The sequence below is a fragment of the Streptococcus oralis genome (assembly GCF_001075675.1).
In the GTDB taxonomy this organism is placed as follows: domain Bacteria; phylum Bacillota; class Bacilli; order Lactobacillales; family Streptococcaceae; genus Streptococcus; species Streptococcus oralis_V.
Genome location: NZ_JUNW01000055.1, coordinates 37378 through 60793 on the forward strand (window position 1 = coordinate 37378; position 23416 = coordinate 60793).

The 23416-nt window shown below is 39.6% G+C and carries 19 protein-coding genes and 1 other annotated feature; all 19 genes read right to left on the reverse strand.

The features are described from left to right. Position 1: 1 nt before the first annotated feature. Entirely contained in the window at positions 2 to 136 is a 135-nt protein-coding gene (locus ADM50_RS08000) for a DUF4044 domain-containing protein (protein ID WP_000863851.1), read from the reverse strand. Between the two features lie 29 nt (positions 137 to 165). Continuing rightward, positions 166 to 354 carry a PspC domain-containing protein gene (locus ADM50_RS08005; RefSeq protein WP_000735790.1) on the reverse strand — a complete coding sequence of 63 codons (189 nt, stop codon included), beginning with the start codon at positions 352 to 354 and terminating at the stop codon, positions 166 to 168. Positions 355 to 374: 20 nt separating this feature from the next. Continuing rightward, positions 375 to 1700 (reverse strand): glycosyltransferase family 4 protein, encoded by a 1326-nt coding sequence (locus ADM50_RS08010; protein ID WP_049485236.1) that lies wholly within the window; start codon positions 1698 to 1700, stop codon positions 375 to 377. A gap of 8 nt (positions 1701 to 1708) precedes the next feature. Further along, positions 1709 to 2752, reverse strand: coding sequence for a glycosyltransferase family 4 protein (locus ADM50_RS08015; protein WP_025171818.1), 1044 nt, complete (start codon positions 2750 to 2752; stop codon positions 1709 to 1711). A gap of 113 nt (positions 2753 to 2865) precedes the next feature. Next, complete coding sequence (locus ADM50_RS08020; protein ID WP_000331932.1) at positions 2866 to 3195, reverse strand: metal-sulfur cluster assembly factor; 330 nt, start codon at positions 3193 to 3195, stop codon at positions 2866 to 2868. Between the two features lie 14 nt (positions 3196 to 3209). Continuing rightward, on the reverse strand, positions 3210 to 4319 hold the full coding sequence (gene rpoD / locus ADM50_RS08025) for an RNA polymerase sigma factor RpoD (RefSeq protein ID WP_000201890.1): 1110 nt from the start codon (positions 4317 to 4319) through the stop codon (positions 3210 to 3212). Positions 4320 to 4321: 2 nt separating this feature from the next. After that, positions 4322 to 6082, reverse strand: a complete 1761-nt coding sequence (gene dnaG, locus ADM50_RS08030; protein ID WP_049485238.1) for a DNA primase — start codon at positions 6080 to 6082, stop codon at positions 4322 to 4324. A gap of 196 nt (positions 6083 to 6278) precedes the next feature. Next, positions 6279 to 7037: an ABC transporter ATP-binding protein gene (locus ADM50_RS08035; protein WP_049485240.1), complete on the reverse strand. Its 759-nt coding sequence runs from the start codon at positions 7035 to 7037 to the stop codon at positions 6279 to 6281. Continuing rightward, positions 7034 to 7900, reverse strand: coding sequence for an ABC transporter permease (locus ADM50_RS08040; protein ID WP_038805101.1), 867 nt, complete (start codon positions 7898 to 7900; stop codon positions 7034 to 7036). The genes ADM50_RS08035 and ADM50_RS08040 overlap by 4 nt, the downstream gene beginning before the upstream one ends. A 65-nt stretch (positions 7901 to 7965) precedes the next feature. Next, positions 7966 to 8961, reverse strand: coding sequence for a tryptophan ABC transporter substrate-binding protein (gene trpX, locus ADM50_RS08045; RefSeq protein WP_049485242.1), 996 nt, complete (start codon positions 8959 to 8961; stop codon positions 7966 to 7968). A 118-nt stretch (positions 8962 to 9079) separates the two neighbouring features. Next, positions 9080 to 9295, reverse strand: a binding site (T-box leader). Positions 9296 to 9391: 96 nt separating this feature from the next. Next, the gene (gene ppc, locus ADM50_RS08050) at positions 9392 to 12088 is read right to left on the reverse strand and encodes a phosphoenolpyruvate carboxylase (protein ID WP_049485244.1); all 2697 of its coding nucleotides are present in this window, start codon (positions 12086 to 12088) and stop codon (positions 9392 to 9394) included. Positions 12089 to 12111: 23 nt separating this feature from the next. Further along, a complete protein-coding gene (ftsW, locus tag ADM50_RS08055; RefSeq protein WP_049485245.1) occupies positions 12112 to 13335 on the reverse strand; it encodes a cell division peptidoglycan polymerase FtsW in 1224 nt (407 codons plus the stop codon). 187 nt (positions 13336 to 13522) lie between these two features. After that, the gene (gene prsA, locus ADM50_RS08060; protein WP_049485246.1) at positions 13523 to 14464 is read right to left on the reverse strand and encodes a peptidylprolyl isomerase PrsA; all 942 of its coding nucleotides are present in this window, start codon (positions 14462 to 14464) and stop codon (positions 13523 to 13525) included. Positions 14465 to 14531: 67 nt separating this feature from the next. Further along, positions 14532 to 15245 carry an O-methyltransferase gene (locus ADM50_RS08065; RefSeq protein WP_080983090.1) on the reverse strand — a complete coding sequence of 238 codons (714 nt, stop codon included), beginning with the start codon at positions 15243 to 15245 and terminating at the stop codon, positions 14532 to 14534. A 1-nt stretch (position 15246) separates the two neighbouring features. Next, the gene (pepF, locus tag ADM50_RS08070) at positions 15247 to 17049 is read right to left on the reverse strand and encodes an oligoendopeptidase F (protein WP_049485247.1); all 1803 of its coding nucleotides are present in this window, start codon (positions 17047 to 17049) and stop codon (positions 15247 to 15249) included. 18 nt (positions 17050 to 17067) lie between these two features. After that, entirely contained in the window at positions 17068 to 18024 is a 957-nt protein-coding gene (locus tag ADM50_RS08075; protein WP_049485249.1) for a competence protein CoiA, read from the reverse strand. 78 nt (positions 18025 to 18102) lie between these two features. Next, on the reverse strand, positions 18103 to 18480 hold the full coding sequence (locus tag ADM50_RS08080) for a type II toxin-antitoxin system HicB family antitoxin (protein ID WP_049485251.1): 378 nt from the start codon (positions 18478 to 18480) through the stop codon (positions 18103 to 18105). A gap of 26 nt (positions 18481 to 18506) precedes the next feature. Next, the gene (locus ADM50_RS08085; protein ID WP_049485252.1) at positions 18507 to 18695 is read right to left on the reverse strand and encodes a type II toxin-antitoxin system HicA family toxin; all 189 of its coding nucleotides are present in this window, start codon (positions 18693 to 18695) and stop codon (positions 18507 to 18509) included. A gap of 196 nt (positions 18696 to 18891) precedes the next feature. After that, positions 18892 to 23316 (reverse strand): G5 domain-containing protein, encoded by a 4425-nt coding sequence (locus ADM50_RS08090; RefSeq protein ID WP_049485254.1) that lies wholly within the window; start codon positions 23314 to 23316, stop codon positions 18892 to 18894. Between the last annotated feature and the right edge of the window lie 100 nt (positions 23317 to 23416).

Genomic DNA, 23416 nt, shown 5'->3' on the forward strand with positions numbered 1-23416 from the left:
CTTAGAATCTACTAAAAGCTCCAAGCGCAGTTGCAAAGATACCAGCAAGGGTTACAAACAACATGATGAGCACGACAACAAGCGTCACCTTTTCAAACAAAGTTTTTTTACGTTTTCCGTTATCTCCAAAAGCCATAACTTCTCCTTTTTCTATATAATTCTAATTTAATATTCTGTTGAAACTGGTGCAATCAACCATAAAATGATATAAGCAAGGACTCCTGTCCCATAACAAAATGCAAGAACAGCCCAAATGACACGAACAATTGTTGGATCGATATCAAAATAATGAGCAACTCCTGCGCATACTCCACCAATTTTTTGATCTTTCCCGCTTCTCATTAATTTTTTCATTTTTTCTTCCTCTTATTCTATTATTTGAATTCGTCTCTCCAATAATCTCTGATGCTAGACAATTGTTTTCGAGACGCTCTTAAAATACGCTTGGATTCTTTTACTGGGCTTGTAACAGCCTGTTGAGGTAGATAGAGAATCGTTTTTAAGAAGCGCTGAGTGACAGGTTGTCCATCATGTAGCTCATGTTCAAAGTTATTTGAGATAATGGCATCAAGGTAAAACTCATGAACTCGTTTCCCAAAATTTTCAGCCGAAATCTCGTACAACTTATCCGCTAACTTTTGTTCAGACATATCAGGAGTAGCGATCAAAGCTTCAAGGATAGCTCCTGCAAGCTCTCGTTCTCCATAGTAGAGGGTCCCAAACATTTTATCATTGATCAGATTTTCAAGATAGGGATTGCCATGAGCAATAACAGGCGTTCCACTGGCTAGACTTTCTAGATAGGTTAAACCCTGAGTTTCACTCGTAGAGGCTGAAATAAAGAAATCAGCTGCTTTATAGTACAAGGCTGTCTCACTTGGAGCAATCATACCTGTAAAAATCACATGTTTTTGTATGTTTAATTTCCCTGCTTGTTCTTTCAGACTGTCCAGATAAGGTCCGTCTCCAGCAACAACCAACTTCACCTTGTCTTCTTCTTTCAAAACCTGCGCAAAGGCAGCTAAGACTGCTTGGATATTCTTCTCAAAGGAGATACGCGAAAGGCTCAGCAGCATTATCTCACCTTCCTGAATACCTAACTTCGAACGAAGCTCTAGTAAGTTTTCCTCTTTGATCTCAGGTCGTTCAAACTTAGCCAGCTCAATTCCAGTTGGGATGACACGCTTTTCAACCTTGACTTTGTATTTCGCTAAAAGGTCACGAACAATCTCACTAGGGCAAATCACACCATCTACATCATGAAGGAAGCCTCGTACCAAATATTTTACCATACTCGGACGAATTAGCATGCCCTTAGCAATGTAATGCACATAGTCTTCATACTGGGTATGGTAGGTATGAATAACTGGGATTTTCAATTCTCTCGCAATCCAAATCCCTAACAAACCAAGTGAAAATTCTGTCTGGGTATGAATGATGTCGAGTTGATACTGCTTGGCAATTTCAAGCGCCTTTGTAAAACCTCGGTAGGCAAATCGTCGATCCTTAAACGCAAAGAAAGGGACACTTGGAATGCGAATAATTTGCCAATCCTCGTATCGATTCACATCTTTATCAGTTGTTGTAAAGATAAAAACTGCATGTCCCTGCTTCTCAAGCTCAGTTTTCAAGGTCCGTATACTAGTCGCGACCCCGGAAACCTGAGGGAAATAGGTATCTGTAAATAAACCAATTCGCATAAATTACCTCACTTTTTGCCCAAAGCAGCCTGTTCTCGATAAAATTTTAACCAGATTTCCAACAAATGCTCCTCAGAGTACTCTTTGGAGATCTCGCGAGCTTTTTCTTTCAAGTCCTTTAAGGCTTCAGGGTCATTCTTGTATTCTAGGATTGCTTCTCTCATCTCGGAAACATCACTTGTAGCACGATAATTCCCATCAAGAATAACCTTATACAGATCCAAATCTCTTAACATAATAGGAGCCTCGCAACTAGCGGCCTCTAAGATAGTCATAGGGAATAATTCATTGTAACTTGGTAACAAGAATAGATCCGCCATAGCGTAAAGTTCCCGCATCCGTTCCGGTGACACAATTCCAGGGAAAATAAGATTTTTGGGTGGATTGTCCATTATCTTCTTGTAGCGTTCATAACCATCTGTCATCCCACCAAATGAAAAACCACCTGCCCAGATAAAGGTAATTTCTGGCAATTCCTCAGCAAGACGGATAAAATCATCAATTCCTTTACGTTTCTGAACCTGACCCGCACCGATTACGACAAACTGATCTTCCGCAAGATCCATTTCCTTCCGGAGTTGTGCAACCTGTTCAGCTGGTAATGGATGCCATTTTTCTTTGTTTACAAAGTTTGGAATATAAGTTACTTTTTCACGCGGAATACCAGCAGCCACCAAATCCTCGATAAACATGGGATTGACCACCACCAAGTGTTCCATTCGGTTGTAAAAGGAAAAAACATAGCGTTTGACAATTCCTTTTAGGAAAAATGGAATCTTTAAACTCCCCTCAAGCGTATCAGGCAAAAAATGCACATAGCCAATTTTTCTCCCAGAGCGTTTCTTTTGGAAAGTAGATAAATAATAAGGGAAATCAATGGTGTGAAAATGAGTTACATCTGCCTCTACAGGAAGATTCTCTGTAACAATCAACTGGTCTTTGGCATCGCGGTGAAGGAGACTAACCAATTCTCGATAAGCTCCTGACACTCCTTGACCAGCTACTTTTTCACTTGAGCTTAGCATATTAATACGCAATTTTTCGTTTTCCATACCTTTCATTATACCATTTTATTTCCAGAAAATCAGCAAAAGAAAGAAGAGACGATTGGAAAAAGGATAAAATTATCCTATTTTCCAATCGTCTCTCGCATTTTTCTTAGTCTTTATTTAATTCCTAGGGCGATACGCGCGTATCGGCTCATTTTTTCAACCGTCCAAGCTGGATACCAGACCAATTTAACTTCGGTATTGGTTACCTCAGGCACTTCTGTCATCGCATCATGTATCTGGTCTGTCAAAAGGTCAGCCAGTGGGCAGCCCATAGTTGTCAAGGTCATATCAATTTCAGTGTGACCTGTTTCACCATCAAAACGAATTTCATAAATCAAACCTAGGTTGACAATATCAATCCCCAACTCAGGGTCGATGACTTCTTCCAAGGCATTTAAAATGCGTGTTTTGATCGTTTCAATTTGCTCTTCTGTATAAGCCATGTTATTCCTCACTCTTAGTCTTCAATAAAATCACGAAGCGGTTTGCTGCGACTTGGTTGACGCAATTTTCTCAAAGCCTTGGCCTCGATCTGACGGATACGCTCACGAGTCACGTTAAAGACTTTCCCAACATCTTCAAGAGTACGCATTTTCCCATCGTCCAAACCGAAGCGCAAGCGCAGAACGTTTTCTTCACGATCTGTAAGAGTATCCAAGACTTCATCCAACTGCTCGCGCAAAACGATTCGAGTTGTGTAGTCTACTGGATTTTCAATCACTTCGTCTTCAATAAAGTCCCCAAGATGACTATCGTCCTCTTCACCGATCGGTGTTTCAAGTGATACTGGTTCTTGGGCGATTTTCAAGATTTCACGAACCTTGTCAGGTGTCATATCCATACGCTCAGCGATTTGTTCAGGTGTTGGATCTTGCCCCAATTCTTGAAGGAGATTACGCTGTTCACGGACAAGCTTGTTAATGGTTTCAACCATGTGGACAGGGATACGGATAGTGCGGGCCTGGTCAGCAATGGCACGAGTGATTGCCTGACGAATCCACCAAGTTGCGTAAGTTGAAAACTTAAATCCTTTTGAATAGTCAAACTTGTCAACAGCCTTCATCAAGCCCATGTTTCCTTCTTGAATCAAGTCAAGAAATTGCATACCACGCCCTACGTAGCGCTTAGCAATCGAAACCACCAAACGAAGGTTGGCTTCTGCAAGACGTTGTTTGGCTTCAATATCACCAGCCTCAACTGCTAGGGCCAATTCTTTTTCCTCTTCGTTAGTCAAGAGAGGAACCACCCCGATTTCCTTCAAATACATACGGACTGGGTCATTAACCTTGGCTGAAGTTGAGCCAATCAAGTCCTCATCACTGAGTTCTGGTTCTTCTTCTGCACTAAGCACACGCGCGCTTGGATTTCCTTCGTTATCTGTGATAGAAATTCCAGCATCCTGAATCCGTTGCAAAAGGTCTTCAATGCCGTCTGCATCAAGGGCAAACGGAATAACCAGACTTGAATTGATTTCGTCATCTGTTGCTGTTCCTGTTTTTTTGTGGTTACGGATAAAGTCTGCTACTTGCACATCAAATGTCGTTACTTCTTTTTGTTTTGTTGCCATTATTACTCCATTCTTCTCTTTTGGGAAATCAATCGTTGCAATTCTTCCAAGGCTGTGTCTGTATCTCCTACATGACTCGCTTCCTGCACTTTCTTTTTAATTCTTAAGTTGTCCTTGCTGAGGAGGGCACGGTTTCGAGTCGCTTCGACTTCCATTAGCTCTTGAGGCGACATCTCAACTGGCAAATCCAAGCTAAGCACGTGGTACCAAGCATTTTCAACCTCAGGCGTCTGATGAGAAAGCTCCTCTGAGCCGATTTCTCCCTGCTCACTTAATAATTCGTAAAGAATCTGAAATTCTGGGGTATCAAAGAAAAAATCTTCTCTTAATCGGTAGTCATTTAACACAACTGGGTTCTCAGCCATCCTATAGAGGAGATGCGCCTCTGCTCTCATGACTGCTGTCAGTTGCCGCGTTACAGGTAAACTAATAGCTGCTGGAGGTTGCTCCTCTTTGACTCTTTCCTGCCTCTGAACAATCCGACTTTCATTTACAATCTGTTCCACCTGCTGGTAATCAAAGGAAGAGAGATTATCCGCCAGAATGTGGATATAAGAATTCTGGGCAGTGATAGACTTTTCTTTGGCGATTAGGGGGGCAATCTTTTCAATGAACTCGATTTGCGCCTGTAAGTTATCACTATTTTCCGGCTTGAGCTGGTGAATATAGAACTCTATGGGACTAATCCGAGTCTTGGTTAAAAGGTAAGCCAGGTCTTCAGCAGAATTCTTTTGCAAATACTCATCTGGGTCCATGGCATCAGGTACTCGGACAACTTCCACTGAGAAATCTTTTAATTCTTCCAGAGCTTTGGCTGTTGCTGCCTGCCCTGCCTTGTCGCCATCATAGCTGAGAACAATTTTTTTGGTAAAACGTTTGAGGTGGTCAACATGCTCCTTGCTTAAGGCTGTTCCCATGGAAGCCACAGCATTTTCTATGCCAGCACGGTAGGCTGCAATCACATCCATGAAGCCTTCCATCAGATAGAGCTCTGTAACCTTACCTGTTCCCTTTTTTGCCTTGTCCAAATGATACAATTCGTAGCTCTTGTTAAAAATTGCAGTCGAGCGACTATTTTTATATTTGGCAGTCTGACTATCCGTTTCTTGCCAGATACGACCTGAAAATGCAATAACCTGCCCCTTGTCATTCGTCAAAGGAAAGATGATCCGTCCAAAAAAAGTATCATAAAATTGATTACCATCTGACAGATAAAACAAGCCCGAATCCAATAAATCCTTTTCCTCAAACTTGTCAGCTAAACGTTGATAGAGATAGGTTCTCTCTGCTGGAGCCAGTCCAATCTGGAAGTGCTTCAGAACATCGTCTGTCAATCCGCGTTTGTAGAGATAAGCCCTTGCTTCTTCTCCCATCTTGGTCGTCATGAGGATGGCATGGTAAAAGCGGGCGGCTTCTTCATGCATATCATATAGAGCTTGATGAGGTGAAGCCTGTTGAGGACGAGACTGGACAGGCATAGCTAGTTGAATACCGACACGCTCTCCTAAGAGCTGAACGGCTTCCATGAAGGACACACCTTGGTATTCTTCGATAAACTTAAAGACATCTCCTGAACGCCCACATCCAAAACAGTGATAAAACTGCTTGTCTTCCACAACGTTGAAAGAGGGGGTCTTTTCACCATGAAAAGGACAGAGCCCTAAATAGTTCCGTCCAGCCTTCTGTAAAGAAATCACATCACCTATGACTTCCACAATGTTGGCATTGTTTTTGATTTCTTCAATGACTTGCTTGTCAACCATACACAATACCTCCATCTTATCATAGTTTCACGTAAACTAGTATAGCTTATTTCTGAAAAAAAGTAAACCATTTCATACGCTTTCCGTAATTCTCTTTGCCTTATTTTTCTAGATAGAAAGAGGTGATAAAAAACTCAGAAACACTTCCATGTTTCTAAGTTAATTTTCACTATTTTTTGATGATTACTTCACTCATCTATTCAAATAATTGATAGTAGTCTGAAATTTTCATCTGAGCTTTTTCTTCTTTATTGAGGTCTTGGATGATACGACCTTCCTTCATGACAATCAGACGATTTCCATACTTCAACGCATCCTCCATATGGTGGGTAATCATCAAGGCTGTTAGATGATCCTTGCTGACAAAGTCATCTGTTAACTCCATCAAGGCAACACTGGTCTTTGGGTCGAGAGCTGCTGTGTGTTCATCCAACAAGAGCAACTCTGGTCGCTTCAAGGTTGCCATCAAGAGACTCAAGGCCTGGCGTTGACCACCTGATAGAAACTCAATCGGAGTATCTAGATGTTTCTCAAGCCCATTTCCCACTTTTTCAATGGTAGCCTGAAACTCTTCCCGATGACTTGATAGCCTTCTAGGCAGGAGTCCTCTCTTCTCACCACGAAACTTGGCAATTAAGAGATTTTCCGCCACCGTCATACGGGGAGCCGTACCCATCTTAGGATCCTGAAAAACACGAGACAAGTACTTAGCCCGCTTTTCAGGTGAAAAATGCGTCACATCCTCGCCCATGATACGGATACTTCCACTTGTTAAGGGCAAGGTACCTGCAATAGTGTTAAAAAGCGTTGACTTCCCTGCTCCATTTCCACCTAGGATAGTAATGAAATCATGTTCAAAAATTTCAAGAGAAACATCATTCAGAATGATTTTTTCCTCGTCAAAGCCATTCGTGATGACTTTGGTGGCATTTTTTAATTCTACAATTGCTGTCATCTGCTAAACTTGACTCCTTTCAGGTATTTGCTTTTGAAGGTTGGAATCATGAGGCAAACTGCCAAAATCAAGGCGCTGTACAAACGAAGATAACTTGTATTAAACCCAAGAGCAATCACTCCCCAAACGAGGAACTGATAAGCAATAGACCCTACAACGATGGTCATGAGTCGCTCTGCCAAAGTCAAACTCTTGAACAAAACCTCACCAATAATCAAGCTAGCAAGCCCTACGACAATCACGCCAATTCCTCGAGAAACATCCGCGTATCCTTCTTGTTGAGCAATTAAGGCTCCTGCAAGCGCGATAATCCCATTTGAGAGAACCAAACCCATAAGTTCCATACGACCCGTATTGATACCAAAGCTACGAGCCATATCGGGATTGTCACCTGTAGCGATGTAGGCCTGACCTAGTTTGGTATCAAGGAAAAAGAGCATAAGGCCAATAACAAGAGCTACAAAGATTAATCCAGTCAGGAGTTGGTTAAGATCTGAATCGAAAGGCAAGACATCCTGTATTTGTTTAGTTCCAAGAAGCCCCAGATTGGCACGCCCCATAATCATGAGCATGATGGAATGGCAGGAAGTCATGACCAGAATCCCTGATAAGAGGGTTGGGATTTTTCCTTTGGTATATAAGAGTCCCGTCGCCATTCCAGCTAGACAGCCCGCTCCTACTGCAGCTAAGGTCGCTAAGAATGGATTGACTCCCTGTGTTATCAAGGTTACAGCTACTGCTCCCCCTAGAGGAAAAGAACCTTCAGTAGTCATATCTGGAAAATTCAAAATTCGAAAAGTCATAAAGATTCCCAAACCTAGAATCGCCCAGACCATCCCCTGAGAAATAATGGATACTATCATAATCTTTCACTCATTTCTTTCTTTAGTAAAAATGGGAGGAGATGTGCCCAGCTCCTCCTTTATCTTTATTCAATCACTTGTCCCGCTTCTTTTAGAACGGACTCAGGAATGGTGATACCAAGTTCCTGCGCTAATTTTTTGTTGATAACCGATTTACCAGTTGAGAAGACATTAACTGGAGTGTCAGCTGGTTTTTCACCTTTCAAAACTTTGGCAATCATTTTACCAGTAGCCACTCCAAGATCGTGTTGGTCAACTACTACAGATGCTAATCCACCTGCTTCTACCATGGCAGTAGCACTTGGGTAGATTGGCTTTTTGGCTGTTTGGTTGCTTGAAACAACTGTTGAGAATGCTGATGCGATGGTATTATCAATTGGAACCCAAATCGCATCGACCTTGCTGGTCATAACATTGACTGTTGAAGCAATTTCATTGGTTGATGGAACGGCAAAGGTTTCGACTGTCAAACCTGCTTTTTCAGCATAAGCCTTGAATTCTTCTACCTGTGTTTTTGAGTTATCTTCACTGCTTGAGTAAAGAGCTCCGATTGTTTTAACATCAGGTGTCAAAGCTTTAATGAGTTCAACTTGTTGTTCAGCAGGGTTATGGTCTGATACCCCTGTGATGTTGCCACCTGGTTTTTTCAAGTCTTTGACCAAGTTAGCACCGATTGGGTCTGTAATAGCAGCCATGATAACAGGTAGGTCTTTTGTAGCACTAGCAAGTCCTTGAGCAGCTGGTGTTGCAATCCCAACAACAACGTCGTTTCCATTTGCTACCAATTGTTTACTCATGGTTGCAACCTTGCTCTGATCACCTTCAGAGTTCATAAAGTCGATTTTTACTTGGTCGTCCTTATAGCCTTCTTCAGCTAGTCCATCTTGAATCCCTTGGTAAATCAAGTCCAAGGATGGGTGACTAACAAATTGAAGGACACCAACCTTAGCAACCTTTTGCTCTTCTTTAGCTGCTGGTTTGTTCATTGATGAATAAATCAAGCTAGCCACTACCAATACTGCTAATCCAGCAACAATTCCAATCAAACGTTTATTTTTCATTTTTCTTTCTCCTTAATTCTTTTACCTTAACTTTTTAAATCACATCATCAAGCGATGCCATCGTTTAAATTCCAATATCTTTCCTCCCCATAGAAAAAGTCCTCACACAAAAAACTTGTGTGAGGACGTCAATGCGCGGTGCCACCTCAATTATAGGGAATATCCCTATCGCTCTTTCTCGCAATAACGAGTTGCACTGTAAGGTGTGCTCACCGAATTTTTATGATTTCAAATTCTTAAGTACATTCAGCCCAATTTCATCAATTTCATCTATCTGCTTTCACCAACCACAGACTCTCTAAAAAATGAGCAAGATTACTTTCTGAATGTTTAAATTATATCATTTTTCAACTACTTGTCAAGGCTATTTTTAGAATTTTTTAAACAATTCAAAAACTTCCCCTTTATAAAAGAGGAAGTTTGTAGAATATCAGCCTGAATTACGTAAACCAGTTGCAATTCCGTTGATAGTTGTATGAATCAGTTTTTCTTCGTCTGCCGACAATTCGCCGCGACGTTGACGTTTAATCAACTCCAACTGGATGTAGTTAAGGATATTAAAGTAAGGCATACGATAGTTTAGACTGTCTTTTAGATAAGAGTTTTCTGCCAAGAGTTCGTCATAACCTTCGATAGCTAAAATAACGTCCTTAGTCAACTGCCATTCATCTAAAATAGTGTAGTAGATAGCTTGTACTTCTTCGTCTTCACAGAGCTTGGCATATTCAAAAGCAATGTTCATATTAGACTTAGACAAGACCATGTCTACATTGGAAAGCAAAGATTGGAAGAAAGGCCAGTTTTGGTACATATCTCGAAGAAACTCGATATTCTTCGGATCTTGATCTATAAACTCTTTAAAGCTTGATCCAACTCCGTACCATCCAGGGAACATGACACGGCTTTGTGACCATGAGAAGACCCAAGGAATAGCACGCAAACCGCCAATTTCAGTGATGGTCTTACGAGCTGCTGGACGCGAACCGATATTGAAGCTTGAAATTGCCTTGATTGGACTTGATTCAAAGAAATAGTCATAGAAATGTTCATTTCCAAAGACCAAATCACGATAGATATCGTAGCTACGGTCCACTACTTGATCCATAATAGCTTCGTAACGATTTGACGTATTGGTATCACTCTTCTTCTTGGTAATCATACGGTTAATGGCTGCAGAAACCAACATTTCAAGGTTATAATAGGCTGCATCTTTGTTACCGTATTTGTTTCCAATGACTTCTCCTTGCTCAGTCAAACGGATACGGTCCTTAATAGACTTGAGTGGTTGAGATGTGATGGCTTCATAAGTTGGTCCACCACCACGACCCACAGTACCACCACGACCATGGAAGAAAGTAACCTTAACGCCAAATTCATCCCCGATAGCAGTCAGTTGTTGTTGCGCTTTATAGAGAGTCCAACATGATGATAGGTAACCACCGTCTTTGTTACTATCAGAGTAGCCAAGCATGATTTCTTGGTAGTTGTCTTTTGAAGCAATCCATTTTTTAGCCAAAGGAAGAGAGAAATATCTTCTCATGGTTTCTTCTGAGTGATCCAAGTCTTCGATCGTTTCAAAGAGGGGAACAATCTGAACTCGGGCTTTTTGGGCATCCACCAAGCCGACTTCCTTAAGCATAATGGCTAGTTCGAGCATATCGGATACACTGGTTGCGTGAGAAATGATGGTTTGACGAATGACGTTTTCACCCAGTTTATCCTTCAACTTGCGCGCAGCTTTAAAGATAGAGAGTTCTTTTTCAAGCAGTTCTGACTTTTCAGCATGAGTTGCTGAGAGGATACGAGGGTCTTCTTCCAACTCTTTTAAGAGGAGGCTACATTTTTCATCTTCAGACAGATCGCTATAGTGGTCGTTGATACCAGCTGATGCTAATAATTCAGCCACACAAGCTTCATGAACACTAGAATCCTGGCGCATGTCGATAGAGGCAAGATAGAATCCAAAGATTTCAACTGCTTGCATCAACTCGACAAGTTCTCCCGAAATCAGGTACTCCCCTTTGTTTTCAAGGAGAGAATCGCGAATGGCCAACAAATCTTGATAGAATTCATCTGCGCTAGCATATCTTGGATGAACATCCTTGTCTTCAATGAGATAAGCCTTGGTAGCCTGCATCTTAGCTTGGATGTCAAAGAGGGCACGACGATAGAGTTCTTTTTCGCGATAAATCGAGTTATCCTGTGACTTAAGAGCCATCTCACGAACCTTGTCGCTGACATTCACAATACTGGTTGAGAGTGAGAATTCACGATAGAGGTTATAAATCTTCTCATCGTAGTAATTCATGATGACTTCACACTGGGTCAAGGCAGATTTATTGAGGGTTTCAGCAGTTACGAAAGGATTTCCATCACGGTCTCCTCCAATCCACATTCCCATGGTAATCGGTTTTGGATGTTGGAGTTCGATACCTTGTTCCTTGGCTAGTTTCTTATACTCAGCTGTCAAACGGGGAACAGCATTCAAGAATGAACTTTGATAGTACTCCATCACGTTGGTGATTTCGTTGGTTACTTTCAATTTCTTCTCGCGAATCATGTCCGTCTGCATAATAATCTCAATATAACGACGGAGATCCGTGTGCCATTTTTCTTTGTTAATCAAGCCTAGTTTGACATCACGGTACTTACGCAAAAGATTATGGATGTGATTGGTCAAATCCAACATACTCTTACGTTGGACCTGCGTCGGATGGGCAGTCAGAACAGGCACAACATTCAGCTGTTCCAAAATTGTAGCTGCATTTTCTTTTTCAGCCACCATTTTAATGGTTGTAGATAGTTTCCCTAGATAGTCTTGGTCCACATTGTTTTGGTGATTGATCTCATAAGCCAAATCCACATCCTCAGAGATATTGATCAAGAGTGGAAGGATTGAGAAATAGCGTGAAATGTAAATCATTTCTTCATTCGAAAGACTGGTCACTAGGTCATTGAGCCCTTGATAATTCTCGCTAGTTGATAATTCCTTCAACTGGATAATCTTTTCAAAGGTTTCTGGCGCTAGCATATTTTTTGTGATATCTTCTAATAGCTCCGTCAGAATCAAGACTTCTTCTTGGACGACTGCTTTATTACTATAGTTTTCTAATTTTTGAAGAGACATATACTTTCCTTTCCATACAATCCTTACAGACTTTCATCGGTTTGATTCTCGTATTCTCTGATAAGTTTGGCACGTTTTTCACTTGCATCAATGTTCAGTACAAGCGCGATGGCCACGGATAATACCAATAGACTGTTCCCACCTTGTGAAAGGAAGGGGAAGGTTACCCCTGTAGAAGGAATCAACCCTGAAATCCCACCGATATTAACAAAGACCTGAACAAGGATCATCCCTCCGACACCAATAGCAACCATAGAGTTAAAAGGATCCTTTGCTCGAATACCAACCAAGATGATTCGCAAAATCAAGAAGAATAGTAGAGCCAAAATCATACTGGCTCCTACGAATCCAAACTCCTCGATGACAATCGAAAAGACAAAATCCGTATGGGCTTCTGGTAGATAACCACGCTTCTCGATAGAATTCCCTAGTCCCAGTCCGAACCAGCCACCATTAACCATTGCATAGTAAGAATTTGCGAGCTGGTGTCCTGCACCCGCCAAGTCATTAAAGGGATTAAAGAAGGCACTAAAACGTTTAGCAACGTAACCAAATACAGGAATTTGAGAGAACTTTTCAACCCCAACAAAGCGAATGACAGACAAGACTAACATTGAACTTCCTGCCAAGAGAGCTAGAATGGTCGAGAACCAACGATAGGCGATCCCACTTACGGTATACATGATGAGCGCCACCAAGACCAAGATGGTCGCATTTCCCAAGTCTGGGAAAATTCCCAAGCTACCAATCAGAACCAGCAGAACAAAACGCCAGTCATTAAAAGCTCGAGGTAGCCACTGATTCTGTGTCAAAACCTGGAAGTCATAAACCGCAATCTCATCTTGTTGTTTTGAAAATCGATGCGCCAGGTACCAGATGATGATAATCTTAAGGTATTCCGCAGGCTGAATCGTTACAGGTCCTACAGAAATCCATCCGTATGCTCCATTGACAGGTGTTCCGACCAGTCGCGCCAGAGCTAAAAGAACAATCTCCACAATCATTACGATAAAGATGAGACGTCCGTTTCTTAGGAAACCTAATTTTAATTTATAGATTAAGGCAATCAGAATCAAACTAGCTATCCAGAAGATCCCCTGGTTACGCACCAATTGAAAGGCGCTTTTTCCTTCTTCGATCAAGGTTGCACTCGTTGTCGAGTACACCACAATCAGACCCAAAATCGATAAAAGGAAGTAAGGAATCAAAATGGAATAGTTTAGTAGGTGCCTTTTACTAATTTTCATATTTCACCACTCTAATAGGAACAGACGTTTCTGTTCCCAATTCCGTTTTATTTTCTAGTTTTGATTGCTATTATACCACTTTTTCAGAAAGAAAAAAACTCTTATCCTTTAATCCTTCGAATTTTACTCATTTTCTAGTTTCAAGTATAAAAAAACAAATCTCAAAAGAGATTTGTTTTTTGCTTTCTTAGTTAGATGAAGAGCTGCTGCTTGAGCTTGAGTCACCACCACCGATGTATTGGGTGAAGATGTTTTGGAATGATTGGTCTTTAACCTTGATGTTTGCTGCTTGCAATTCTTTACCAATTACTCCTTGAACAAAGGCTGAATCATTTTGTTTTTGAGTCAAGATGATGGTCTTCAATTTTTCTTTGTAATCCTCTATATTAGAAGATTTTTCTGTTTTCTTCGTTACTTTGATGATGTAGAACTGACTGCTGTAGGCTTGTGTTCCAGTAGCTGTAATCACATCAGAAATCCCGTTCACATCCAAGGCAAAGGCTGCTTTCTTGACTTGTTCTGGAAGTTCTGTTGAAGCAGAGTCAAAAGTGATTTCTCCACCATTTTCTTTTGTTTTGTCGTCGTTAGAGTTGTCTTTTGCCAACTGAGCAAAATCCGCACCTTCTGCTTTAGCTTTCTCAAGTACTTCTTTTGCCTTGTCTTCATTATCCAAACGGATGATTTGAGCTGTTACATCTGGTGTATAAGACTCAAAAGCTTTTTGGTAAGCTTCGTCTGTCAACTCACTCTCAGCAGCCTTCTTAACCGCCAATTCAACCAATTTGCTGGTACGGATTTGAGCTTTACGAGTCTCAGGTGTCATACCTGCACGTTGAAGCACGCTGTTGTAGCTATCGCCGTATTTCTTTTGTTCTTCAGCAACGGCATCATCCACATCTTTATCCGTTACCTCTGATCCATATTGTTGTTCAAATACTTTTTGGATGGTCATATTGAGCAAGACTTGTTGTGCAGTTGGATTGTTCTTTACTTCTTCAAAGAATTGATGCTCTGTAATCACATCGCCCTTCATACTGATCAAATCTTTTCCTTCAGAACTGTTTGAACAAGCTGCAAGTGTTGCTACTGATAAAAGTGTGATGGCTCCTGCCATAAGTTTTTTCTTCATTTTTACTCCTTTTATGGTAAGTGTTACCTTATCTATTTTACTATAATTTCTTAAATTTTTCTGAAAATCATTCGCTCTCAGGAAGCTCTACTTCTGCTAGATTCTTTCGTAGCATGAGAATGCCGTCCCCAAGTGGAACTAGAGTCGCTGTTAAACCTGGATTGTCCAAAGTTGCGTCGAAAAGTCTTTGCAAACCACGGTAAATGGTACGTTGACCTCGGCGGACTTCCATGATGTCCTTGGCAACATCTCCTCCTTGGAAAATATCATCCAAGACCACTACTCCACCAACTTCCAAGTGCTTGAGGATTTCTGGTAGAAAGACGATGTACTTGGACTTGGCCGAATCCATAAAGACAAAATCATATGTTTCTGTCAAAGTAGATAAAACATCAACAGCATCACCTTCAAGTAAGGTGATTTGCTTACGACTGTCAAACTGGGCAAAGTTTTCCTTGGCAAAGCCTATCATTTCTGGATTACGGTCAATCGTTGTAATCTTAGCATCTGGCGCATGTTCCGCCATCAAGAGGGCTGAAAAACCAATTGCCGTCCCAATCTCCAAAATGTTCTTGGGCTGTATGGTCTCCATGAGAAATCGAAAATACGCGACCGTTTCATGGGGAATAATGGGAATGTTTTCCTTGCGAGCGAAGGTCTCCAATTCTTTCAAAGAACCTGTCACCTGTTTTTGACGCTGGCGCATGAGTTCTACGATTTCTTCCTTGACGACAGGCCGGCGCATATTGTGATTGGCATTTTTACTATAAGACTCTACCATCTTAAGCTAGTCCCAATTTTTCAACAAGGGCTTCAAACTCGTTCAAGCGACGTTCAAAGACTGCAAAGGCATCGTTAAGATAGTCTTCTTTTTCCATATCAACACCCGCTTTTCTCATAACATTGAGCGGATAGTCTGACTTACCTGCCTTGAGGTAGTCGATATAGCGGTCACGGTCTTCTTGACTACCATGAACAATCTTTTCAGCCAAGGCTGAAGCGGCTGCAAAACCAGTTGAATACTGATAAACATAGTAGTTATAGTAGAAATGTGGAATGCGTGCCCACTCGTATTGGATCTGAGGATTGTCTTCCTTGCTGAGTCCGTAGTACTCTTGATTCAAGTCAGCGTAGAGCTTATTGAGGAAATCACTTGTCAAGACTTCTCCATTTTGGTCTGCTTGGTGGATGGCATGTTCAAACTCAGCGAATTGAGTTTGACGGAAGACTGTTCCACGGAAACCATCTAGGAAGTTATTGAGAATAGCAAAGCGCGTTGCATCGTCTTCCACTTCTCCCAACAATTTCTCTGTCAAGATATTTTCGTTAGTCGTTGAGGCAATCTCAGCCAAGAAGATAGAATAATCTCCGTAAACATAAGGTTGGGTTTCACGAGTATAGCTTGAGTGCATACTGTGACCTGTCTCATGGACAAGGGTAAAAAGATTGTCTAGATTGTCCTGCCAGTTGAGAAGCATAAAGGCATTGGTATCGTAAGAACCACCAGAGTAGGCACCAGAACGCTTGCCTTGGTTTTCATAGACATCAATCCAACGCTCGCTAAAGGCACGTTTGACACGGCTCAAGTAGTCGTCACCCAAGACCGCCAAGGCCTCTTCTGCTTTTTTCAAGGCTTCTTCGTAGGTAAAGCTATAATCTACTGACGAAAGCGGTGTGTAGACATCGTACATCTTGAGGTCGGAAATACCCAAGATTTTAGAACGAAGTTCTAGGTAACGATGCAAGAGCGGCAAATGCTTGCGAACTGCTGCTACTAGATTGTCATAGACACTTTCTGGAACAAAATTTGCTGCGAGGGCTGCATGGCGAGCACTCTTATAGTTGCGAACTTTTGCTCGGTAGTTTTGCACCTTAACATTTGTCTGCAAAGTCTTAGCATAAGTATGTTGGAATTGCTCGTAAGTCGCATAAAGGGCTTCATAGGCACCACGACGCACTTCACGGTTTTTAGACTCCATCAAATGGATGTAAGTACCGTGTGAGAGTTGCACTTCCTTGCCTTCGTCATCAAGGACATATGGGAAGCTAATATCCGCGTTGTCCAAAATAGCGAAAGTTTCACTAGCAGCGCCAAAGATTTCTCCTGCTCCAGCAAGCAATTCTTCCTCACGTTGCGAAAGAACATGGTCTTTCTTTTGCAAGAGCTTGTCAAAAAAGTGTTTGTAAACTTGGAGTTTTGGTTGAGCTTCTAGGAAGGCCGCATACTGCTCTTCGCTAATCTCCATAAACTCAGGTTCATAGAATGAAAAGGCTTGTTCTAACTGACTGTATAGGGTCATTGCCTTGGCATAGTACTCTTGATACTTGGCTTCACGCGTGTCCTGGTCATTTTTCATATGTGCATAGACATAAAGCTTTTCAACTTGGCGTTCCAAATCAAGTGAGAATTCTGTAATCTCAAGCAAACTGTCTGCACTATCCAAGAGATGCCCCTCATACTGAGATGCTGTTTGTACTTTTTCAGTTAAGTCTTTCAAGGCTTCTTCCCAAGCTTGGTCTGTTGGGTAGATCGTTGAAAGATCCCATGTATCTTTTTCATTTATTTCATGTCGTTGTAATACCATAAGATTCCTCCATCCTTTCTATTTTACCACATTTTTTGAGAAATATAAGTCATAAAATGCTGGTGGATAGAGCTTTTGGCGATTATTTTTCGGATTTTTTTGATAGTAAGCGAAAAATTCTTTATAATAGCTACTTAAATCTTGATTAATTTGACAAAAATCTCCTGATTCTATTGGTCTGACTTGGGGATACCAGTCGTCCAGTTGACGGTTTAATAAATTGTCCCCTTTTTGATAAGCCTCCTCCTGCTTCTTCATCCAGTAAGGATTTTTATAATAGAGTTGTTGGCGAATATAGGCGCAAATTGTTTCATCTTGTGATACATCCATACTTGCTATTCTTTGCTTCTGATAGGGAAGCCGTAAAATCTCAATGAGATTGCCTTGCCCATAAGGAAACTCCCTTATTTGATAATAAAGATTCCCCTTTAAATCTTGATGGATCATGTATTTCAAGCGTAGTATGTCCCTTTGCTGATCTAATTCCCATAGATGAAAGCCCATATTTTGACTAAAGGAAAGCAAGTCTCTTTGGAGCTGAGTCAAACGTTCCTTTAACCAAAGTTTTTGACCGACTAGCCAAAGTACTTGGTAGCCATTTTTTCGATAGCCCAAGCTTCTTTCCTCCAAAAGTTGGCGAGAAATAGGACTACACTGAACTTCTAAGGCAAGCTGTTTATTGACTAAAATATCTGCAATTTGTTTTAGTTGAGGAATGGGACATTCAAGCTCGGCCTTGTCATTTTTCATCGCCCAATTAAAAAGGGCAACCTTATTTTCCAGATGCTCTAGACTCTCATTTTCGTAGTAAAAATCACACTGTTTGAGCGATACATGGGCAAAATGCGTCCGTAGGTTCTTCCCTTTTCTTAATCGAACCAAAGCTCCACAAGCTGGACAAGTATAGCTTTGTTTAACTAATTTATCCTCCAAGGCATTGACTAAGCTTCCTTTTTCATCTCTGGCTAAAAACATTTATACCCCCTTTTCTACTTTATTCGAAAAGAATAAGAAAAAGGCTGGGTTATTCCCAACCTTCATCATTTTATGAGCTTACAGCTGCAAGCGACTTTCTAAAGCTTGCGTCAACACTTCAGAATAGTTCACTTTCTCTCGATCTGCTAATCTGACCAACCACTCTGGAACTGTAACATTCTTCCGAATCGCCTTATTATTTTTTACAAAAGGCAGAGGATTTACTTGAATCAAAGTTACAAAACCATCAGGAGCTTGCAACTGAGAAATATCACTGGGTTTAGGTAGGGCTAGTCCCTCGTCAATATAAGAAGCTAAGACACTTTCGAGCATTTCATGAGCATTTTTCATGGCAAGTTCAATCGTTGCTCCCTCAGTCCCGCCTCCAAATTCGGGAAATTCAACCCAATATCTAGTGCCTTCTCTATGAAAAATAGCTGGATAAGACTTTAGCATAACACACCTCCATTGTTCCAAATCTACTACAGGCCCAAATCCTTTAATATCTTTCTCTCTAAACCTCTTCCCAGATCATCATTACCATGGACTGGAATAGTGACAAGATAGGGAACTCCTTCTTTCTTAAAATGATGATGACTTCCCCTCTTACGAACTTCAATCCATCCATTTGCAAGAGCTAATTTTACCATTTCCTTACCTGTAATGGGCATTTATAGTCACCTTTCTAGTTTTAATTATACTCATAATGCGTATATCTGTCAATCCTTCTATATCATCTATTCGTAAAATATGAAATTTTTTATATTCAAACAAGCATTAAAATAAGACAGTAACCTTGAATAGTTACTGTCTTATCTCATTATTTTTTAAAGCCTTGATAGATTTGACAAATGATAGAAAAGAGACTTATAATCTGGTAACCTTAGAAATATAGTATGGCGTTTTATTTATTCCACCATCATACTTCTTATTATTTTTCTTCAATAGGTATTTCTGATAAGGTGTAGCAACCCCATCATTAAGATAAGTTTTTACTTCAATGCCATTATCAGACACTACCCATTTGTTACTTGGTTCAATATGTAGCGGAGAAGCATATCCTCCTCGCCCACCTTTGGCAACTTCATAGAAAGCTTTATCTGCTTGTGAATAAAACCATTCTACCCAAGATTTTTTATCATTAGCTAATTTACGCCATTGTTTCTCGGTATAATACTTCAAAGGTACACTTAGTTTTTTAGCAGGCGTGGGTAATAAAGCCTTAATAACATCTTCCAGTTGATAGGTTTTATCCCCTTTATATGTATTGTAATAATCTATTAATTCACCTGGGTTAAACTGGCGCACATACAAAGAGTCAGCGTTCATAACAGCTTTAGATTTTACCAGTTTAGAAAATTGATAAACATGACCATTGTAAATAATTTCTTTAATAGCAAGTTCATCATCAACAGGCACTTTACTTATCGGCTCATTACTTTCTACAAATGCCCAACCTTTATCTTTATTAAAAATTGCCGCTCTTGTTAACTTCTCCGGCATTCGTTTTTTGAAATCATAAATCCAGTCACCAACTTCTTTTGGTAAATCTTTAACTGGACGACCTGGTAAATAAAGAATAAATTCTTTTCCAGGAGATTTCGCATTTGCTATTCCATAAGGTTCAGTTGTATCAATTTTCACACCATTAACAATCTTTGTTTCTCCCGCCTTAGGATAGTCCAAATCAGCTAAAGTCATCTTGTATTCATAGTCATTAACTTTAACTAGATTTTTAAATTTACCTGTAAATTTAGAAAGATACATTTGACCATTTGGATAATTTGAACCAGTAACTCCACGATTCATATCAAGGAAAGTTCCTTTGACACTACCATCTTTGGAAATGGACATTCCTGTGTACCATCCTCCGGCACCACTAGTAAAGATGAATGGTTTAGTTAGTTTTTCAAATAATTCTTCTGGATTGCGAACTAGTTCAACCTTATAATCATTTCCTAAATCAAGCTCATATTTTTTATATATTAATTTACCATCAAATAAGGTTAATTCATAATTTAATTCCTTGAATCCTTCGAGATTAAATCCCAGAGTTTTAGCTTGCTTCAAAATTTCTAATTCAGCCTTTAAGGTTAGATAACCAAACTCTTCGATGGAAATTTTTTTATCATTTATAGAAATAGTTGATGTAATAAGTTTATCATTTTTTCCAGTAATTAGATCTTTCTTATCCTCCACTGAAAGGCTTGTTCTCGAATACGAAGATTCTATTCCTAACCCTGCATTAGCAGAAATAGAAACTGTATCTATTCCTAATATTTTGGGTTTTACTTTTATTTCTGGACCACTTTGGACTGTAGCTTTAGCTTTTACTTCTCCCACTTTCATTGTATGATGAACAGCACGCTTAAATTCAGGAACCCAATTTTGTAACTTTATTGAATTTTGAATTGAATATGTACTTGATACCGAAACAGTTAAACTCCCTTCAACAGTTGTTTTAAGACTTATAGGGATATGTACTGTCACTCCCGTAACCGGTGTAGGTAAAATCAATTCTCCCAATGGAATCTCTATTTCTTCTGATGCACTAAATTCTAAAGAACCTTCTGTGGTAAAACTCAATTCATTATTGATATCAAAATTCATAAAATCTAGTTTAGGAGTCCAGAAATTTAAATCAACAGCCTCTGACCAAACCTTACCTTCAATATTAAATGATAGCGTTCCTTTGATGCTTTTATCATCATTTCTCTTACCAGACAATGAGACTGATGATGAAAAAGATCCTTCAAGAGTGACACTTCTAAATAGACTTGTATCTGTATTTGATTCTTTTTTTACAGTGACTCCTTTAGCTGGAATAAAAGTAGCACTACTAATATTAGATGACCAAGCTTTTGTGTTGATATTTTGTACAACCTCGTACAATGATGGAACACTATATTCAATAACTGATTGATTATTAATAGTTCTAATTGATTTGATTTTGATAGCTTTTGAAGTCTCATAAATCTTAGATGGTGGGACCACAAGAATATCACCTGCTCTGGCATTAATTTCTTTAGACAGTACTAATTTTTTCCCATCGTCACTTTCGCTCTGATATTGACCGTCATTAACGTAAATTACCTTGCCTTTTAGATGATAGTCCACCATATCATCTGAATATTTTCTTCCTAATTCAAAACGTCCCTTTATATTTTCAATTATCGGATCACCATAAGATAGAGCAGTGACTTTAGCTTCGAAGTCTTTAGATTTTAAAGTATAAGATTGATTAGAGATTAAATGAGCAAACATATAGCCATCAAAATCAGTATTAACTTCAGTAATTAATTTATTATCTTTATAAACTGATATAGATTTTTCTTCAAGTGCATTATTGTTACTATCGTATGCGTGTCCTGAAACAACTACATCTTTCCTAGACAACCCATTTTTGGGGGTACCTATATGATAAACTTTAGTAATTAATGGTATATCTTTGCTAATTACTAATTCCGTTTGTTGTTCTTTGTTACTTAGAACCCGTTTTTTCTTAACATTTACCGTCACATAACTAGCTTGAATATCTCGTAATTGTCGCTGACCTTCAAGCATTGTATTATCATAGACTTCTATCGTCTTGATCTGAAGCAACTTTCCTTCATCTGGTGAAGCAAGATTTAGAAACGGTGTTCTATTTTTTACTAACTCACGAACTTTTTCACGGTCAGTGACGACTGTTTTATTTTCAGATTCAGTAACCTCGACTGTATAGTAACTTGGGTTAGGAATTTTTTGTGTTGTAGCTTTGGAATCAGTAGCAAGATTCTCAGCTGAGTTCGCACTTGGTGCTACTTCACTAATGTTTGGTTGAGTTCCTATTTTCTTCGTTCCAATCAGAAGAACTTTATTTTGAGGTTCTTCTCTTGTTTCTGAGATTGTTTCCTGTACAGTTTCTACATTATCCACTAGGGTAATCTTTTTAGTAGAAACTTTCTTCCCAAGTTTCCCTTCTGTTTCTACCTTAGTCTCACCTTCAGCTAAAGAGCTATCCTTCTTAACAACCACTTCAAACGGAATGTCTTCTGTAGAGCGTATAGTACGAATAACTTTTTTGGCTTTAACTATTGTGGACTCTGCAATAGTTTCCAAGCTAGAGCTTGAAGTCTCAACTGGAGCTGGAATTTCTTCTTTTTTATCCTCTCTTACTGATGATTCTGTTGAAGGTGCTGTTCCTAGATTTTCAATTTCTGAATTTTTTTCAACTGTTTGTTTAGCAGGGGTTGGGGTAGTTTTAGCTGGCGTCTCATCTTCCACAACTTCCTCAGACAATATTTCCACTAATGTAGATGGGATGACAACATTTGTTCCCTTAAGAATGTCAGCAGTTGTTTTTTCTTCATATACAGTATCTTTCTTGTAAACTTCAGTTACAGTTCGAATTATAACTGGCTGACCATTCTGAACTTCTCGTGTTTCAACAGGTTGACTCGTGCTAACTTTTATATAACCAATGACATCTTCTAAAGTTTTCCCAGAATCATCCACTTTAATAATTTTATCAATAACTTTAGGGTCTACAGGCTTAACTGGTTCATCTTCTTTTGGTGGCATTATTGGTTTAATAGGCTCCACTTTACCACTACTACCATCATCAATAGCATCTTTCCCAGAATTATCCGTTGGAACAATAGTATCCTGAATTTTATTTTCCTTTGCTGGAAGTGAAGTTGCAGGTGTAGTTGGATTCATATCTAGATCTTTTCCATCAATGTAACCTACAAACCGATATCCAGAAATATTCACTTTACCATCTGGGAGAGTTGTACCTACTGTTATCATTTCGGTATGGTTATAGTTAGATAAAGTAGCAACAGTCAAAGCAGATACAGTTGTTACCGTCAAAGCTCCTCCAACCAAAGAGATTGACAAAATACTCTTGACAATCTTCTTATCTGAGTTACCAGATTTTTTTATGATATAAGCAACCAACAGTAGACCTGTTCCAATAATAGAAGCCAAGGACAATGCATTACTTCCAGTATCTGGTAAAATACTATTTGTAGTATCTCTACGATAGATAACAAACAAATCTGAACCATCTACAAGATCCTTTGGTAACTCGTTTACAATAAGTTTTTTCTCTATTTCTGTTAGCTCATCCATAGTAGCATATTTATAGTTTACTGTAATATCTGTTTCAGTAGCTGAAACTGTTTCAATAAGAAGTGAAGAAAAGCCAATAATCCCAATCACAGCAGACACTACCCCAATTCCTGAAACTCTTCTGAGACTAAACCTTCTTCTACGTTCATCTACATTTAACTTATATTTTTGTTTCATATTCATCTCCTTTTATATCGACATTTCAGTTCCGTATATTTAAAACAAAACTTCTCACATCATTCATATTTTACAACCAATACAACCATTTTGTCAAGCG

Coding starts and splice junctions, on each gene's coding strand:
- ADM50_RS08000 (WP_000863851.1), bottom strand. CDS start 136: ATGGCTTTTGGAGATAACGGAAAACGTAAAAAAACTTTGTTTGAAAAG.
- ADM50_RS08005 (WP_000735790.1), bottom strand. CDS start 354: ATGAAAAAATTAATGAGAAGCGGGAAAGATCAAAAAATTGGTGGAGTA.
- ADM50_RS08010 (WP_049485236.1), bottom strand. CDS start 1,700: ATGCGAATTGGTTTATTTACAGATACCTATTTCCCTCAGGTTTCCGGG.
- ADM50_RS08015 (WP_025171818.1), bottom strand. CDS start 2,752: ATGGAAAACGAAAAATTGCGTATTAATATGCTAAGCTCAAGTGAAAAA.
- ADM50_RS08020 (WP_000331932.1), bottom strand. CDS start 3,195: ATGGCTTATACAGAAGAGCAAATTGAAACGATCAAAACACGCATTTTA.
- rpoD (WP_000201890.1), bottom strand. CDS start 4,319: ATGGCAACAAAACAAAAAGAAGTAACGACATTTGATGTGCAAGTAGCA.
- dnaG (WP_049485238.1), bottom strand. CDS start 6,082: ATGGTTGACAAGCAAGTCATTGAAGAAATCAAAAACAATGCCAACATT.
- ADM50_RS08035 (WP_049485240.1), bottom strand. CDS start 7,037: ATGACAGCAATTGTAGAATTAAAAAATGCCACCAAAGTCATCACGAAT.
- ADM50_RS08040 (WP_038805101.1), bottom strand. CDS start 7,900: ATGATAGTATCCATTATTTCTCAGGGGATGGTCTGGGCGATTCTAGGT.
- trpX (WP_049485242.1), bottom strand. CDS start 8,961: ATGAAAAATAAACGTTTGATTGGAATTGTTGCTGGATTAGCAGTATTG.
- ppc (WP_049485244.1), bottom strand. CDS start 12,088: ATGTCTCTTCAAAAATTAGAAAACTATAGTAATAAAGCAGTCGTCCAA.
- ftsW (WP_049485245.1), bottom strand. CDS start 13,335: ATGAAAATTAGTAAAAGGCACCTACTAAACTATTCCATTTTGATTCCT.
- prsA (WP_049485246.1), bottom strand. CDS start 14,464: ATGAAGAAAAAACTTATGGCAGGAGCCATCACACTTTTATCAGTAGCA.
- ADM50_RS08065 (WP_080983090.1), bottom strand. CDS start 15,245: ATGGTAGAGTCTTATAGTAAAAATGCCAATCACAATATGCGCCGGCCT.
- pepF (WP_049485247.1), bottom strand. CDS start 17,049: ATGGTATTACAACGACATGAAATAAATGAAAAAGATACATGGGATCTT.
- ADM50_RS08075 (WP_049485249.1), bottom strand. CDS start 18,024: ATGTTTTTAGCCAGAGATGAAAAAGGAAGCTTAGTCAATGCCTTGGAG.
- ADM50_RS08080 (WP_049485251.1), bottom strand. CDS start 18,480: ATGCTAAAGTCTTATCCAGCTATTTTTCATAGAGAAGGCACTAGATAT.
- ADM50_RS08085 (WP_049485252.1), bottom strand. CDS start 18,695: ATGCCCATTACAGGTAAGGAAATGGTAAAATTAGCTCTTGCAAATGGA.
- ADM50_RS08090 (WP_049485254.1), bottom strand. CDS start 23,316: ATGAAACAAAAATATAAGTTAAATGTAGATGAACGTAGAAGAAGGTTT.